This window comes from Candidatus Pantoea gossypiicola (assembly GCF_008632075.1).
In the GTDB taxonomy this organism is placed as follows: domain Bacteria; phylum Pseudomonadota; class Gammaproteobacteria; order Enterobacterales; family Enterobacteriaceae; genus Pantoea; species Pantoea gossypiicola.
This window is the reverse complement of record NZ_VWVM01000010.1, coordinates 116,115-132,157: the sequence shown is the minus strand read 5'-3', so window position 1 is coordinate 132,157 and position 16,043 is coordinate 116,115. Positions and strand designations below refer to the sequence as shown.

Genomic DNA, 16,043 nt, shown 5'->3' with positions numbered 1-16,043 from the left:
GACGCCGGATTACTTCTTATATTTCGCGGCCAGGGTCGCAAACCACGGTGCGACGAAATCCTCATTGCTGCCCCAGCCCGGAATGATTTTGTTCAGCGAGGCGACGTTTACCGCGCCAGGCTGGCTGTTAAGCTGCTGCTGAGAGATTGACGCCGCTTTAAACTGATACGTCGCTGGCGTCTCTTCACCGGCAATTTTCTTCGCCACCAGACGCATATTCACCGCGCCGATGGTTTTAGGATCGACCGCCACCGTCTGCACCCATGGGCTGTTTTTCTCGCGCATCAGCTGCAAATCCTGATTCGAGACGTCGATGCTGTAGAGCTTAATCTCGGTTCGGCCATTCTCCTGCAGCGCTTTGTAAGCGCCCTGACTGAAGGCATCCCAGGCACCCCAGATGGCGTCGATTTTGCCTTTCGGGTATTTCGCCAGAATCGCACCAATCTTGTTGGCGGTATCGCCCTGAACATCCGTCGACACAGCGCCAATCGACTCCAGCTGATGAATGCCCGGATTCTCTTTGAGCAGTTTTTCATACACCACCTGACGGCGCTCCATCGGCGGGAAACCGGCGACCCACAGCTTGACGATGTTCGCTTTGCCATTGAAATCGTGGATAAGCTGACCCAGCGACAGCTGTGCCAGTGAAGCGTCATCCTGCGCGGTGACAGTGACGCCCGGAATCGGGTTATCCACCGGCGTATCAAATACCGACAGTTTGATACCTGCATCGGCAATGCGCTTCACCAGTCCGCTTGCGTAGGGCGCTTTACCGTGCGACAGCACGATGCCGTCATATTTCTGGCTGATCGCCTGATTCACAAAATCCTGAAAGCGCGCATCGTCGCCGTTGCTGAGAAAGGTGCTGACCTTAAAGCCCAGCTGGCGACCCTGCTGAATGGCACCGGCAACAAACTGGGTGGTGTTGTCATCGGAGCCGAGGTTACGGATCACCGCAATGCGAATCGGGCCATCATGGCTGGCGATTGCCGCAGGCACCGGGGTAACGGTTTCCGCGAAGGCGGCGCTGGCGTTCAGCAGGCTCAGAGCCAGCAGCGAGAGTGTTATTTTTTGCATTGTTATCAACTCCGGAAAACGCGCCTCAGCGGCGCTGGATATAGGTGATCGCCAGTGCTAACGCCAGCACCAGCCCTTTAATAATGTCCATGGCGTAGTAGGGCACAGAGAGCATGACCAGGCCGTTCTGCAGCACACCGAGAATAACCGCGCCGACCAGCGTGCCCAGCGCGTTGGGCTTGCCGGAGCCGGCCAGCGAGAAGCCAATCCACGCCGCCGCGACCGCATCCATCAGATAGCCGCTACCGGCGTTGACCTGCGATGAACCGATACGCGAGGCGAGCAGGATGCCGCCCAGACCGGCCAGCAGTGAGGCGATTACATAAGCCAGTACCCGGTAGCGGGTGGTACGGATGCCGGAGAGACGCGCCGCTTCCGGATTACCGCCCAGCGCATACATGCGGCGGCCATGCTTGGTCAGGGACAGCGCCAGCTGTGCGGCGACGGTCACCACCAGCATGATGATCACAATGGTCGGCACCTGACCCAGCAGGCCAAATGCGGCCGGAATGGTCCCTTCCGCCATATCACCGCTCGGCAGCACCATGTTCTCGGTGATCGACCCGCCAAAGCTGTAGGTCATCGCCACACCCTGAATCACGAAGAGTGTCGCCAGCGTCGCCAGCATGTCGGGGATGCGCAGAATCACAATCAGGAAGGCGTTGAACAGCCCGACCAGCGTGCAGAGCACCAGGGTGATCAGGATGGCGGTGGTCGTGCCAAAGCCATACCAGACAAACAGCGAAATCACTAACGCATTGGCAAGCGAGGCGGTCGAGCCGACCGACAGATCAAAGCCGCCCACCGTCAGGGAGATGGACACGCCGATCGCAATCACCGTCACAATCGCGATCGAACGCAGAATGTTGATGATGTTATTGGGTTCAAGGAAGCTGTCGGAAGCCAGCCCAAAGGCGGCGATCAGGATCACCACCGTAAGCAGCATGCCCCATTTATAGAGAAAATCGAATAGCTGGTGATGCCAGGGAGTGGCGGTCAGTTTCAGGTGGGTCTCTTTGCTGCTCACGCAGGGGTTCCTCCGGTGGAATAGAGCAAAAGCGTCTCTTCGGTGACGTCGTGTGCAGCCAGTTCGGCCACAATGCGTCCATCCCAGAGCACGCAAATCCGGTCGCATAAGCCGACCAGTTCAGAAAATTCACCCGACGCGTAGATGATGCCTTTCCCCTCGCGCGCCAGGTTGTCGATCAGGGTGAACAGCTCGGTTTTAGCTTTGATATCGACGCCTTTGGTCGGCTCATCGAAAATCAGCACGTCAGCGTTGTTGCGCAGCCATTTGCCAATGGCCACCTTCTGCTGGTTGCCGCCGGAGAGACGCCGCAGTGTCTGTGCCGGGCCAGTGGTGCGCACCTGCAACTGTCGGATAACCTGCTCCGCCCAACGCCACGCCTGACGATGCCCGAACAGGCTCCAGCGCGAAAAGCTGTCGTCCGCGCTGACGCTGAGGTTCATCGCGACCGACTCATCAATAAAGATCCCCTCTTTGCGCCGTTCTTCCGGCACCAGCGCCATGCGGCGACTGACGGAGTCATGCGGCGAGCGGGGCTGCCACGGCTGACCATGCAGTTCCCCGCGACTGACGCGGCTTTTGCTGGCACCAAACAGTGCTTTGCAGAGTTCGGTTTTCCCCGCGCCGGCCAGGCCGGCGATGCCCAGAATTTCGCCTTTGTGCAGCCTTAGCGAGATATCCTGCAGCCGCTGCGCATCGTGAAGGCCTTCTACCGCCAGCAGCAGTGGCTGCGCCTGTTTTTCGCGGCGAGGTGGGAAGATATCGGTCAACTGATGGCCCAGCATCTTCTCGACGATCTGCTCACCGCTCAGCGCTGCCATCGGGCCGGTTTCAATCAGGCGGCCATCACGTAGTACCGTCAGCTGGTCGCAGATGGCTTTCAGTTCATGAATGCGGTGAGAGATAAACACTATGCCGATCCCACTGGCCTGCAGACGACTGACCACAGCAAACAGCCGCTCGCTTTCGTGCTGATCCAGCGGGGCGGTGGGTTCATCCAGAATCAGGAAGCGGCAGTGATGCGACAGTGCCCGCGCCAGCAGGATTTGCTGTTTCTCCGCCAGGGTGCAGCGCTCCACCAGTCGGTTGACGTCCAGTGCCACGTCGAGCTGCGTCAGCAGCGCCCGCGCCTGACGGCGAATCTCGCTCCAGCGATAGCGGTGACCGGGTTCTGCCAGCCTATCCAGCAGAATGTTTTCCGCCACGCTGAGTTGCGGCACCAGGGCCACATCCACTTCCTGCTGAACCAGATGGATACCCAGCTGTTTTGCATCACGCGGCGTGCGGATGGAGACCGGCTCACCATCCAGCAGGATCTCGCCGCTGTAGTGGCTGTGCGCGCCGGACAGGATCGCCATCAACGTTGACTTCCCAGCGCCGTTCGCGCCGGTCAGCGCATGGACCGAATGGCCGTCACTGCGGAAATCCACCGACGATAGCGCGGCAAACCCGCCAAAAGCGATGGAGATGTTACGCATCTCAAGGCGGTTTAACCCTGGCATGTCATTACTCTCCTGAAGAAACAGTGGCCGCATTTTTTCCTGAACCTTCAGGCGCGGCAACAGCCGAAAGCGCATAAGCTAGCACGAAATCTTATTAGCCATCCAGACATCTGGACATAATGGCGGCTGTGACCAGCGAAGCACGGGAACGTGGCGGAATTGCGGGGTAAAGCGCGGAAAAGGCAGCGGATTATGCTGGAGGTCAGTGACAGGCATAAAAAAACCAGGCCGGAGCCTGGTTGACTTTTTTTGTGACAGAATTACTTTTCTGGCACTACATTCAGCAGGGTGGTCAGTAGTTTCCAGTAAAGGCCAACGCTTTCGATGTGAACCTGCTCATCCGGCGAGTGCGGCCCGGTGATGGTCGGCCCAATCGACACCATATCCATATCCGGATAAGGCTTTTTGAAAAGACCACACTCCAGACCGGCGTGAATCACCTGAATGTTCGGGGTTTTATCAAACAGCGCGATATAGGTCTGACGGGTCAGCGCCATGATGGCGGAGTCTGCATCCGGCTGCCAGCCCGGGTAGCCGCCTTTCGCTTTGGTCTGTGCGCCCGCCAGCTGGCCCAGCGAGGTCAGCATCTGCACCACATAATCGCGGCCGGTGTCGATCAGCGAACGGATCAGGCAGTTGATCTCTGCGTGATCGTTTTCCATCGTCACCACACCGATATTCAGTGAGGTTTCGACCACGCCTTTCGCCACGTCTGAATTGCGGATCACGCCGTTTGGCGTGCTGTTCAACAGGTTCAGGAAGCGATCGCGGCTGTCAGTGCTCAGGGCATCACCCTGGTGTGCCAGTGGCTCAGTAACCAGTGCAATGTTCGGCTCTTTAACGCCATGCTCATTTTTGATGGCACTCAGGAAGTGCGCTGCCGCGGATTTCAGCGCATCCGCTTTATGGCTCTCGACGGCTACGGTCGCAAAGGCTTCACGCGGAATGGCGTTGCGCAGCGTACCGCCGCTGAACGCCAGCAGACGCAGATCCAGTTCAGCCGCGTGTGCCGCCAGGAAGCGCGCCAGCAGTTTGTTGGCGTTGCCGAGGCCCATATGAATATCAGCGCCGGAGTGACCGCCACGCAGTCCTTTCAGCGTCAGCTTCAGGGTCTGGAACTCAGCAGGCACGGTTTCACGGGTCAGCGGCAGGGTAGAGACGAAGTCTATACCGCCTGCACAACCCATGTAGATCTCACCTTCTTCTTCGGAGTCGGTGTTGATCAGGATTTCAGCCTGCAGCCAGTTGGGTTGCAGACCGAAAGCGCCATCCATGCCGGTCTCTTCGGTCATTGTCAGCAGCACTTCCAGCGGGCCATGTGTCAGGTTGTTGTCAGCCAGCACCGCCAGCGCAGAAGCCATACCGATGCCGTTGTCCGCGCCCAGCGTGGTGCCGCGCGCTTTTACCCACTCGCCGTCAATCCACGGCTGAATCGGGTCTTTGGTGAAGTCATGAACGGTGTCGTTATTTTTCTGCGGTACCATATCCAGATGCGCCTGCAGCGCAACCGGGGTACGGTTTTCCATGCCTGCGGTGGCGGGCTTACGAATCAGGATGTTGCCGACCTGATCGCGCTCACACCAGAAGCCCTGCTCTTTAGCCCAGCCGGTGATGTAGTTCGCCAGCGCTTCTTCATGAAAAGAGGGATGGGGAATCGAGCAGATCTTAGCGAAAATATCCCACAGTGGCTGTGGAGAGAGTTGAGACAATTCAGACACGACAGGTCTCCTGTGTCAGTGTACCGGCGAGGCCGGACATCGCGAGTTTCCAGTGAAAAATCGCCGTCAGAGAATCTGACGAGCCAGGCCTGAGAATATCACTGTTTTTTACCGGGTGCGCTCTCAGACGCGCTAAAAAGCCGCAACCAGTGTGCGGGTGCTGGTTTTTAATGCGTCAACTCCTTATAATCTCGCGCAACCTTTTCCCCGTTGCACATTTTTACGCCACCTCGGTTGGCTGGGATTTCTATTCTATGAGCGAAAAATACGTCGTTACCTGGGACATGCTTCAGATTCATGCCCGTAAACTGGCCCAGCGCCTGCTGCCTGTTGAGCAGTGGACAGGCATTATCGCGGTGAGCCGCGGCGGTCTGGTACCGGCTTCGCTGCTGGCACGTGAACTGGGTATCCGCTACGTTGATACCGTCTGCATCTCCAGCTATGACCACGATCATCAGCGCGAAATGAAAGTGCTGAAGCGCGCAGAAGGCGACGGTGAAGGCTTTATCGTGATCGATGACCTTGTGGACACCGGCGGCACCGCTCAGGCGATCCGCGAGATGTACCCGAAAGCGCGTTTCTGCACCATTTTCGCGAAACCAGCCGGCAGTTCGCTGGTTGATGACTACATTGTTGATATTCCGCAGGATACCTGGATTGAGCAGCCGTGGGATATGGGCGTGGTCTACATCCCGCCGATTGTAAAAAACTGATTGATATACATCAGATAACGCCCGGTTTTCCGGGCGTTGTACTTTCTGAGCCTCGCACCCCGAATTGCCGTACAGTACACTTAGCCATTGCCGTTTTGTTGCAGGAGAAGTGAGTATGTCGAGCAAAAATCTCAGCGAGGAGCTGTTCAAGCCGCGCTTTAAGCATCCTGAAACCTCTTCCCTGGTTCGCCGTCAGCATCACGCTACCCCGGATGTCCACTCAGCCCTGGATGGCGACAGCCAGCGTGGCTGGTATCGCATGCTTAATAAGCTGATGTGGACATGGCGCGGCCTGACGCCGCAGGAGATCAGTGAAGTGCTGGCGCGTATCGCCATCAGCAACGTTGAACATACCGATGAGACGCTGCTCGATACGGTGATCGGTTTCCGCGGCGGCAACTGGCATTTCGAATGGTGCAGACAGGCGGGCATCTGGCAGCAGAAAGCGCTGGAGGCGACCGATGACAGCGAGGCGGGCGACTACTGGCTGCACGCAGCGCACCTCTATAGCGTTGCCGCTTACCCCTATATCAAAGGCGATGAGCTGGCTGACCAGGCACAGACGCTGGCCAACCGCGCCTATGAAGAGGCTACGCAGCGGCTGCCAGGCGAACTGAAATCCCTGACGTTTGCCATCACGGGTGGCAGTCCGGTCAGCGGCTTTCTGCACATACCGCCGGATGTCGAAGCGCCTTATCCCACTGTGCTGTTCTGCGGCGCGCTCGACTCGTTACAGAGCGATCATTACCGCCTGTTCCATGACTATCTCGCCCCGCGCGGTATTGCGATGCTGACCATTGATGTGCCGTCCGTGGGTAACTCAGTGAAATGGACGCTGAATCAGGACACCAGTTTTCTGCATCAGCAGGTGTTACGCGATCTGAAAAATGTGCCCTGGGTTGACCACACCCGCGTGGCGGCGTTTGGTTATCGCTTTGGCGCGAACGTGGCCGTGCGGCTGGCCTATCTGGAATCGCAGCGACTGCGCGGCGTCGCCTGTCTTGGCCCGATTGTGCATGCGCTGCTGACGCAGCCGGCGTTGCAGGATGAGATCCCGGATATGTACATGGATATGCTGGCGAGCCGGCTGGGTATGGCGACCGCCTCTGACGGTGCGCTGCGCACCGAACTCAATCGCTATTCACTGAAAACTCAGGGATTGCTGGGCCGCCGGACGCCGACGCCGATGCTGTCGGGTTACTGGCAGAACGATCTTTTCAGTCCGGAAGAGGAGAGCAAGCTGATCGCTAACTCGTCGTCAGATGGCAAAGCGTTACTGATTCCGGTGAAACCGATGATGGCCAGTTTCGACAAGGCGCTGAATGAGATTTGCGACTGGCTGGAGAAGCGTTTGAAAAGGTAACTGGCAAAATTTACAGTATTTGCTACAACTAGTAGCGGAATTCTTCCGGGCTGCCCTATAAAGGCTTATGACGTAATCAGGCCGCCCGGAAATCAAGGCTGTATAGCGGTCAAAACCTATGGAGAATCAGCATGACGTTACCAAGTGGTCACCCCCGCAGTCGCCTGCTTAAGCGTTTTACCGAGCTTGGGCCCTATATTCGCGATGGGAAATGTGGTGAAACCCGCTTCTTCTTCGACTGCCTGGCTGCCTGCGTCAATGTGAAACCGGCACCGGAACTGCGTGAGTTCTGGGGCTGGTGGATGGAACTGGAAGCGCAGGCTGACCACTTTACCTATGTCTACCATATCGGTCTGTTCGATAAAGAAGGTGACTGGTCGGTGGCAACCATCAAAGGTAAAGAGAACACAGCGCGCGTGGAAGAGACCTTACGGAATTTCCATACCCGCCTGAAGGCGATGCTGAAGGAGTTAGATCTGGACCTTATACCGGCCAGTGATTTCGATGAGAAACCGGTGAAGCTGAGCGCCTGATAGGGTGTTTCAGAGGAAAAGGGCGAGTGGAAACACTCGCCCTTTTTTGATCAAAGTCTGGCTGGTTTGCTGTGAAAGCGAGTTTTCAGACGGATCCCGGTCAAAGTGGAAGGATGTTAACGTCAGTTTCTGACCATTCGTGCCGCGCAATTACGCACCTCATCTCTGAAATGGGCTCGTAGCCGCGCCAGCGCTCCTGGCGTTTATTTCGGGCGGCGGGATGTTTTCCTCGTCCTCCCTTCGCAATAAGCTTATGCATTACTGCAAGGTTCTCTTTGATAGGGTGTTGCCAGTACCCTCCAGGCTCCCATTGCGGACGCTTTTTTGCGCCAGATTTTTACCGGAAAATAAATGTGCATTTGGCTTAAGTCCGCAGGTAAAATTCGGTGGAATTATCAGATGTGAAAAAATGCTTTGTAATCAGGCTGATAATTTTAGGGTGTTCCCCGCGTGAGCGGGGATAAACCGCGCGCAGAACTGACGGCAGCTACACCAGAGGTGTGTTCCCCGCGTGAGCGGGGATAAACCGCGCACTCCCCTATATCCCATGCCTACCGGGGAGTGTTCCCCGCGTGAGCGGGGATAAACCGAGCGCATTGATCGCGAAATGGAGGCCATGATTGTGTTCCCCGCGTGAGCGGGGATAAACCCGCTGGCACCAGCGGGTTTATCCGGCTCGTTGAGGTGTTCCCCGCGTGAGCGGGGATAAACCGAGTTCATGCAGAAGGCATGGGAGCAGGAATCAGTGTTCCCCGCGTGAGCGGGGATAAACCGCATTTGGGTGTGGACGTCAAAGATTGTCATATGTGTTCCCCGCGTGAGCGGGGATAAACCGCGAACCCGCCAGCCTAAAATTTCAGCACCAACGTGTTCCCCGCGTGAGCGGGGATAAACCGCCTATGCGTGGGCTTCCGAGATTGCGCTGGGCGTGTTCCCCGCGTGAGCGGGGATAAACCGGCACCGACCATGAAACTCACCGAACCCTCGGCGTGTTCCCCGCGTGAGCGGGGATAAACCGATCGTGCAGAGTCATTGAGAATTAATTGCCATGACTGTCACGTTACTTTTTGCGAAAAAACTGGGTTGTACGCGACCTGAAAGGCAATACACTGGGCACCAATCCCATGCTAAACGTACTGCTTAAAAGCATCATTTAAGCCAGATTAAACCGACCGAAGCGAATTGATAATTTAAGGCTATTGATTGATTTCAAATGTTTGCCGATATTAGGCTATACGCGCGATACGGATAAATAATATGGATATGACGGATAAAGCTGTATTAGAGCCGATTGGCCTACAGGTGAAAGATGCAGTTAAGGAGATTCTTTTCCAGCATCTCACAAAGGATAAGACCGCCGTTGCTAATCGCTCAGTTCTGTTTATGGCTGGCTCACCTGCCGCTGGCAAAACTGAATTCATAAACAATGTGTTATTCGAAGGAAAGCAAACCAACTTTGTCAGAATAGATGCCGATGATTTTCGCTGGTGGTTCCCTTATTACAATGAAAAAAATTCAGTGTGCTTCCAAAAGCCAGCATCGAAAATGGTTGATTACATCTATCCGGCAGCCCTTGCTGGAGGGTATCAGATCATTATGGATTCGACCTTTGCGAGCAAAGGTATTGCCGAACAGAATTTCGATATGGCTATTCAATTCGGCTACAAAATACTCCTAAATTACGTTTATTTCGATCCGGCTGACGCCTGGATTTACGCACAGAAAAGAACCCGACTGGTTCCTTTGGATGTGCTGAAGCGAAACTTCATTAATGGCCGTGAAGTCATAAAGCATGTCCTTGATAAATATGAAGGCCAGTTTACTTTAAACGTTATTCACCGACAGCGAGATCCTCTCTCTGCAAGTGGCTTCAACGTCAGGTATGTACCTAATGTTACAAAATCTACATGGGAAGACTCCCATCACTGCCCATACAGCTGCGTTGAAGATCTGGCTCACATAGGCGTATAATTAATAGCCAGACGTTAGGAGTTTATATGTCATTTGAATCTGAAGCCCTTGCTCACGACGAATTGTCGCTTCTGGACCTTTTTGGTCCGGACGCATCGCCGCGCGCGCAGAACATCGTACAGGCGGCGGCGGAACGCTCAATGGACGAGATGGCTGAAGTAATCAATGCGGGCAACACTGCTGCACTTGCGGCCGAACTCGATGCCATTACGGCCAAATCAGGTGCCATTATTGAACCTGTTGCACCATCAGAATATGGTGATAGGAAAGATATCTATTACAGCATTCCAGGCTTGGATGATGTCGGTTTAAAAGCACCCGATAGAGTGTCCCCTACCGCCGAAAGCAAGGAAGGAATTAAAGATGCCTGGGCAGCTCTTCGTGAGAGTACAGGCGCTACCCATTTAAGGGAAAATGCTGATGAGCAGATGCGTATGCTCATCACTCATTATTTTTCTTTACCTCTCCCAACACAGATTGCATGGGCACGTTTTCCTGATGTTTTAGCGTCTGAAGGACTAAGAAAAGGCTTTGGAACCGCTGCTGGTGTCGGGCTGATTGCGCGTGACGAAGCATTAAAAGAGTCACTGGTTCATCAACTGACTGAACAGCTGAATGCAGCCATAGCGCGAGGCGTTGACCTTTCTAAGGTTAGCGTAGTGCTAAATGCTCCGAACCCTGAATCTCAGCGTATTGAGCCTGTGTGCATCTTTGCTGATGCTGCGGCTCATGTGCCTCGACCTCTTATCGTAACGCGGCCTCGAAAAGCGGCTACCAAAAAGTACTAACATACGGCTCCTGCAGGGGCCGTTTTTAATGATGCCATCCGCACGCTCAAGCACGGAATATCGTTAGTCTGTTCATGGCATGCGTTAGTCTATTCATGGTAAGCAGGTTTTGTGACTGCCATAACGCACAAAATTCCAGCTAAAGCCGGCTACTTACCATGAATAGACGAACAATCGCCATGAATCACCTAACGAAAGGCTGCAGCTGCCAGTCTTTGCCTAACGTTCACCATGAATCACCTAACGTTATTCACCCGGCAGTAACTCAGGGCGGCGGGAATGGATCAGAAAGTAAACGCCGCCATCCTTTTTGACTTCCGAATATGTCAGATAGCCTATCTTCTCCAGGTTTTTCATCTCGTTGCGAACCGCTAAGTTTTGGGCGCTGATCCTGGAAGTCAGGTTAGACGCTCGAGCAGGCGCTCAAGGATGTTCCCCGCGCCAGCGGGGATAAACCTCGTTCGAAGCGTTTGCTGCGCCCGGTTTAAACGTGTTCCCCGCGTGAGCGGGGATAAACCGGCCCGTCAACGCACTTCAAAAAAATAACCCCTGTGTTCCCCGCGTGAGCGGGGATAAACCGGAATGCCTGTCAAATCAGCAGCCTGTTTTCTGGTGTTCCCCGCGTGAGCGGGGATAAACCGCGCGATATGCCATTTGATGGTGTGGCTCACAAGTGTTCCCCGCGTGAGCGGGGATAAACCGCGGTGAGCACACTAAACAGTGACGCAGAACCGGTGTTCCCCGCGTGAGCGGGGATAAACCGGGATGGCAATACCTGGGCGCATTTCTCATCGAGTGTTCCCCGCGTGAGCGGGGATAAACCGCGCATCCATCTGCGCACTGGCGGTGTTAATTGCGTGTTCCCCGCGTGAGCGGGGATAAACCGCCGCCAGGGTGATGGCGGACAATCTGAGTGGCGTGTTCCCCGCGTGAGCGGGGATAAACCGCTAACCGCTAAGAAGTGCAGAACACTCATAACGTGTTCCCCGCGTGAGCAGGGATAAACCGGATGCCGTTCTGCGTGTTACTCCAAATGGAAAGTGTTCCCCGCGTGAGCGGGGATAAACCGGCCCCGTTTGTTGTGTCCGGTTATTATGGCTAGTGTTCCCCGCGTGAGCGGGGATAAACCGGGGCCCGGTTACGGCTGGGGTTAGGGTTTAATGTGTTCCCCCGCGTGAGCGGGGATAAACCGTACCACGTCGAGCAGAACAAACAGGCAACCGCGTGTTCCCCGCGTGAGCGGGGATAAACCGGCGCTCACCAGCCACAGACGTGGGTCTTCTGAGTGTTCCCCGCGTGAGCGGGGATAAACCGGGGCGATCAGTTCCTGATCCGCTCCGGGGCGAGTGTTCCCCGCGTGAGCGGGGATAAACCGATTTATTTTCGGAGTATCGGGTAACGGGGCAGGTGTTCCCCGCGTGAGCGGGGATAAACCGGTATTTACTCGTATGAGCAATAAAAAATTGCAGTGTTCCCCGCGTGAGCGGGGATAAACCGCTGTCTGCTTAGACTGCTTTGAGGTGCTATGTTGTTTCCCGCACGAGCGGGGAATAGCCAGTCTTTATCAGCACGCTATGACTGAAGCCCGGCTCTCCCCATGCTGTGCGGCATCAGCCTGAAATCAGAACTGGTAAGTCACACCCATCGCCACAATGTCGTCGTTGTTAATCGACAGCGCGTTGTCATCATCCAGCTGGTTGATTTTGTAATCCACGAAGGCGGACATATTTTTGTTGAAGTAGTAGGTTGCACCCACATCGATATACTTCACCAGATCCGCATCGCCGATACCGTTTTCGATATCCTTGCCCTTAGTCTGTACGTAGCCGATTGACGGACGCAGGCCGAAATCAAACTGATACTGCGCCACCAGCTCGATGTTCTGCGCTTTGTTGGCTGCGCCCGCGACGGCAGCGCCGGTATTACGGTTGGTACCGCTGATTGGCGTCATGTTGCGGGTATCGGTGTAAATCGCCGCCAGGTAAACGCTGTTGGCATCGTACTTCACGCCTGCGCCCCAGGAATCTGCACGGTCACCGCCGCCATAGGCGCGCGCCTGCTGCTGGTTGGTGCGGTCAGATGAGGTGATGGCACCCATCAGGCTCACGCCGCTATCACCCAGCGCGTAGCCCAGTGAAGCACCATAGCCGTCGCCGTTCTGGCGGTTAATATCGGTGCGGCTATTGGCGCTGGTGGCGTCGTTTTTGCCCTGATACTGCAGCGCAAATTTCAGGCCATCGACCAGACCAAAGAAGTTGTTATTGCGGTAAGTCGCGACGCCGGTGGCGCGCTGGGTCATAAAGTTATCAGACCGTGCCGTGCCATCACCACCGAATTCCGGGAACACGTCTGTCCAGGCTTCAACGTCATACAGCACGCCATAGTTACGGCCATAATCCACCGAACCATACTGCGAGAATTTCAGGCCAGCAAAACCAAGGCGGGTTTTGTTGCCGTTATTAGCATCGCTGCCTTCAGAGTTATTAACGTTGTACTGATATTCCCACTGACCGTAACCGGTCATCAGGTCATTAATCTGCGTCTGGCCTTTAAAGCCGATACGGGTATAAGACTTGTCGCCGTCTGCGCTGGCATTATCGCTGATGTAATGCTCAGCTTTAACTTTGCCGTATAAATCCAGTTTATTGCCGTCTTTGTTATAGATTTCGGCAGCGTGCGCGGCAGAAGCCAGCGTCAGCGTGGAGACGATCATGGCCAGTGTGCTTTTCTTCATTTGCTATCAATCCCAATGTGAACGCCGTAAAAAAACGAAAGTTTTTGTAAAACACCGACTTTTTACCCGTACGTGATGAACTTTTTATGACACTTTTCCGGATTTCTTGTTAATGCTGAACTTTTGGTCTACCGCCTTGTCCGCGTAAATTCGTGCTTTTACCCCACTGCCTGTTGGCTTCCGTATCGACTCCTGTTAAAACGTCCTTTCGTAAAAATTTTTCACTACGGCAGGAAATATGAGTGGCAGTCAGACCTTAGTGGTCAAGTTGGGTACCAGCGTTCTTACCGGCGGATCTCGCCGGTTAAATCGGGCGCACATGGTGGAACTGGTTCGTCAGTGCGCGCAGCAGCACGCAGCCGGCCACCGCATTGTGATCGTTACGTCTGGCGCGATGGCCGCCGGACGCGAACATCTGGGCTACCCCGAACTGCCACCCACCATCGCCTCAAAGCAGCTGCTGGCTGCGGTGGGGCAGAGCCGTCTGATTCAGCTGTGGGAACAGTTATTCTCTATCTACGGCATCCATATCGGTCAGATGCTGCTGACCCGTGCTGACATGGAAGATCGCGAACGTTTCCTTAATGCCCGCGACACGCTGCGCGCGTTGCTGGATAACCACATTGTGCCGGTGATTAACGAGAACGATGCGGTTGCGACTGCCGAAATCAAAGTGGGCGACAACGACAATCTTTCGGCGCTGGCAGCCATGCTCGGCGGTGCCGACAAGCTGCTACTGTTGACCGATCAGCAGGGACTGTTCACTGCCGATCCGCGTAACAATCCAGAGGCTGAGTTGATCAGCGATGTCCATGTGATCGATGATGCATTACGTGCGCTTGCGGGCGACAGCGTATCCGGCCTGGGCACCGGCGGCATGTCGACCAAGCTTCAGGCGGCGGATGTTGCCTGCCGCGCCGGAATAGACGTGATTATCGCCTCGGGCAGTCGCAGCGGTGTGATCAGCGATGTGATTGACGGCAGGCCGGTTGGCACGCGCTTTCATGCGCAGCAATCGCCGCTGGAAAACCGTAAACGCTGGATCTTCGGTGCGCCACCGGCAGGCGAGCTCACCGTCGATGACGGTGCGCTGGCGGCCATCATTGAACGCGGCAGTTCTCTGCTGCCCAAGGGCATTCGCGCTATCCAGGGAAATTTCTCGCGCGGTGAAGTGATCCGCATCCGCAGCCTGCAAGGCCGGGATATTGCTCACGGTGTTTCTCGCTACAACAGCGACGCGATGCGCATGATTGCCGGTCATCACAGCCAGCAGATCAGCGAAATTCTGGGATATGAATATGGCCCGGTGGCCGTTCACCGCGATGACATGATCGTCAGTTAAGGAGCGGACAATGCTTGAAGAGATGGGAAAAGCGGCGCGTGCCGCAGCGTACACCGTTGCCGATCTGTCGACGGCTGAGAAGAATCGGGTTCTGATGACCATTGCCGACCGCCTTGAGGCGGAAAGCGCAGATATTCTGGCAGCCAATGAGCTGGATTTAGCCGATGCGCGTCAGAACGGCATGAGTGCCGCCCTGTTAGATCGGCTGACACTCAATCCGCAACGCCTCAGCAGCATTGCCAGTGATGTGCGCCAGGTGTGTCAGCTGGCCGATCCGGTGGGACAGTTAATCGACGGTGGTCAGCTCGACAGTGGCCTGCGCATTGAACGCCGTCGCGTGCCGCTGGGTGTGGTTGCCGTGATTTATGAGGCGCGTCCCAACGTTACCGTTGACGTTGCCAGTCTGTGCCTGAAAACCGGTAACGCCGCCATACTGCGCGGTGGCAAAGAGACCTGGCGCACCAATGCGGCCACGGTGCGGGTTATTCAGAACGCGCTGCAGCAGCATGGTCTGCCGACGGCTATCGTGCAGGCGATTGAAAATCCGGATCGCGAGCTGGTGAATCAGTTGCTGAAGCTGGATCGTTACGTCGATATGCTCATCCCGCGTGGCGGAGCCGGGCTGCACAAGCTGTGCCGGGAAAACTCCACCATTCCGGTAATTACCGGCGGCATCGGCGTCTGTCACATCTACATTGATGAGACGATGGAGATTGAACCGGCTCTTGATCTGATCGTTAACGCCAAAAAACAGCGTCCCAGCGCCTGTAACTCGCTGGAGACGCTGCTGGTGGAGCAGACCATGGCTGAGCGTTTCCTGCCTCTTTTCAGCGCGCGTATGGCGCAGGAAGGCATCACGCTGCATGCGGACAGCAACGTACTGGCGCAGCTGCAGCAGGGCCCGGCGGCGGTCAGACAGGTCAATCCACAGCAGTACAATGATGAATGGCTGTCGCTGGATCTTAACGTCAAATTAGTGGCGGATATGGATGAGGCGATCGATCACATCCGCACGCACGGCACGCAGCACTCGGATGCCATCCTGACCCGCGACATTCGCAACGCCACGCGTTTTGTCCGTCAGGTCGACTCTTCTGCGGTCTATGTTAACGCCAGCACCCGCTTCACCGATGGTGGGCAGTTTGGTCTGGGTGCGGAAGTGGCGGTCAGTACCCAAAAATTGCATGCACGCGGGCCAATGGGATTAGAGGCGCTGACCACCTATAAATGGATTGCCTGGGGTGACGACACGCTCCGGTCATAGCAACAATAATT

General features: G+C 55.7%; 12 protein-coding genes and 2 CRISPR repeat arrays. Of the genes, 7 read left to right on the top strand and 5 right to left on the bottom strand.

Annotated features, from left to right (window positions below; translation table 11 throughout):
- Positions 1–9 precede the first annotated feature (9 nt).
- The 4 genes from F3I20_RS14455 to pepD form a co-directional block, all read right to left on the bottom strand.
- The gene (locus F3I20_RS14455) at positions 10–1,077 is read right to left on the bottom strand and encodes a sugar ABC transporter substrate-binding protein (protein WP_150037855.1); all 1,068 of its coding nucleotides are present in this window, start codon (positions 1,075–1,077) and stop codon (positions 10–12) included.
- 25 nt (positions 1,078–1,102) lie between these two features.
- Positions 1,103–2,104 (bottom strand): ABC transporter permease, encoded by a 1,002-nt coding sequence (locus tag F3I20_RS14450; RefSeq protein ID WP_150037854.1) that lies wholly within the window; start codon positions 2,102–2,104, stop codon positions 1,103–1,105.
- Entirely contained in the window at positions 2,101–3,606 is a 1,506-nt protein-coding gene (locus F3I20_RS14445) for a sugar ABC transporter ATP-binding protein (protein ID WP_150045068.1), read from the bottom strand. The genes F3I20_RS14450 and F3I20_RS14445 overlap by 4 nt, the downstream gene beginning before the upstream one ends.
- 260 nt (positions 3,607–3,866) lie before the next feature.
- Entirely contained in the window at positions 3,867–5,324 is a 1,458-nt protein-coding gene (gene pepD / locus F3I20_RS14440; RefSeq protein ID WP_150037852.1) for a beta-Ala-His dipeptidase, read from the bottom strand.
- Between the two features lie 254 nt (positions 5,325–5,578).
- Here pepD and gpt point away from each other — a divergent pair, with 254 nt between their 5' ends.
- The 5 genes from gpt (at position 5,579) to F3I20_RS14415 (ending at position 10,692) form a co-directional block, all read left to right on the top strand.
- On the top strand, positions 5,579–6,037 hold the full coding sequence (gene gpt / locus F3I20_RS14435; RefSeq protein ID WP_150013014.1) for a xanthine phosphoribosyltransferase: 459 nt from the start codon (positions 5,579–5,581) through the stop codon (positions 6,035–6,037).
- A 115-nt stretch (positions 6,038–6,152) separates the two neighbouring features.
- Positions 6,153–7,400, top strand: coding sequence for an esterase FrsA (gene frsA / locus F3I20_RS14430; protein WP_150013016.1), 1,248 nt, complete (start codon positions 6,153–6,155; stop codon positions 7,398–7,400).
- 131 nt (positions 7,401–7,531) lie between these two features.
- Positions 7,532–7,933 carry a sigma factor-binding protein Crl gene (gene crl / locus F3I20_RS14425; protein WP_009091890.1) on the top strand — a complete coding sequence of 134 codons (402 nt, stop codon included), beginning with the start codon at positions 7,532–7,534 and terminating at the stop codon, positions 7,931–7,933.
- 439 nt (positions 7,934–8,372) lie between these two features.
- Positions 8,373–8,951: a CRISPR direct-repeat array (repeat unit 29 nt; unit sequence GTGTTCCCCGCGTGAGCGGGGATAAACCG).
- Positions 8,952–9,190: 239 nt separating this feature from the next.
- Positions 9,191–9,904 (top strand): zeta toxin family protein, encoded by a 714-nt coding sequence (locus F3I20_RS14420; RefSeq protein ID WP_223813102.1) that lies wholly within the window; start codon positions 9,191–9,193, stop codon positions 9,902–9,904.
- A gap of 26 nt (positions 9,905–9,930) precedes the next feature.
- Positions 9,931–10,692, top strand: coding sequence for a hypothetical protein (locus F3I20_RS14415; RefSeq protein ID WP_150037851.1), 762 nt, complete (start codon positions 9,931–9,933; stop codon positions 10,690–10,692).
- Positions 10,693–11,121: 429 nt separating this feature from the next.
- Positions 11,122–12,189: a CRISPR direct-repeat array (repeat unit 29 nt; unit sequence GTGTTCCCCGCGTGAGCGGGGATAAACCG).
- Between the two features lie 124 nt (positions 12,190–12,313).
- On the opposite strand, the gene ompC is transcribed toward F3I20_RS14415, so the two are convergent.
- The gene (gene ompC, locus F3I20_RS14410) at positions 12,314–13,426 is read right to left on the bottom strand and encodes a porin OmpC (RefSeq protein ID WP_150013021.1); all 1,113 of its coding nucleotides are present in this window, start codon (positions 13,424–13,426) and stop codon (positions 12,314–12,316) included.
- 238 nt (positions 13,427–13,664) lie between these two features.
- On the opposite strand from ompC, the gene proB reads away from it, so the two are divergent.
- Both proB and proA read left to right on the top strand, forming a co-directional pair.
- Entirely contained in the window at positions 13,665–14,768 is a 1,104-nt protein-coding gene (gene proB / locus F3I20_RS14405; protein WP_150013023.1) for a glutamate 5-kinase, read from the top strand.
- Positions 14,769–14,778: 10 nt separating this feature from the next.
- Positions 14,779–16,032 (top strand): glutamate-5-semialdehyde dehydrogenase, encoded by a 1,254-nt coding sequence (gene proA / locus F3I20_RS14400; RefSeq protein ID WP_150013025.1) that lies wholly within the window; start codon positions 14,779–14,781, stop codon positions 16,030–16,032.
- The last annotated feature ends 11 nt before the right edge of the window (positions 16,033–16,043 follow it).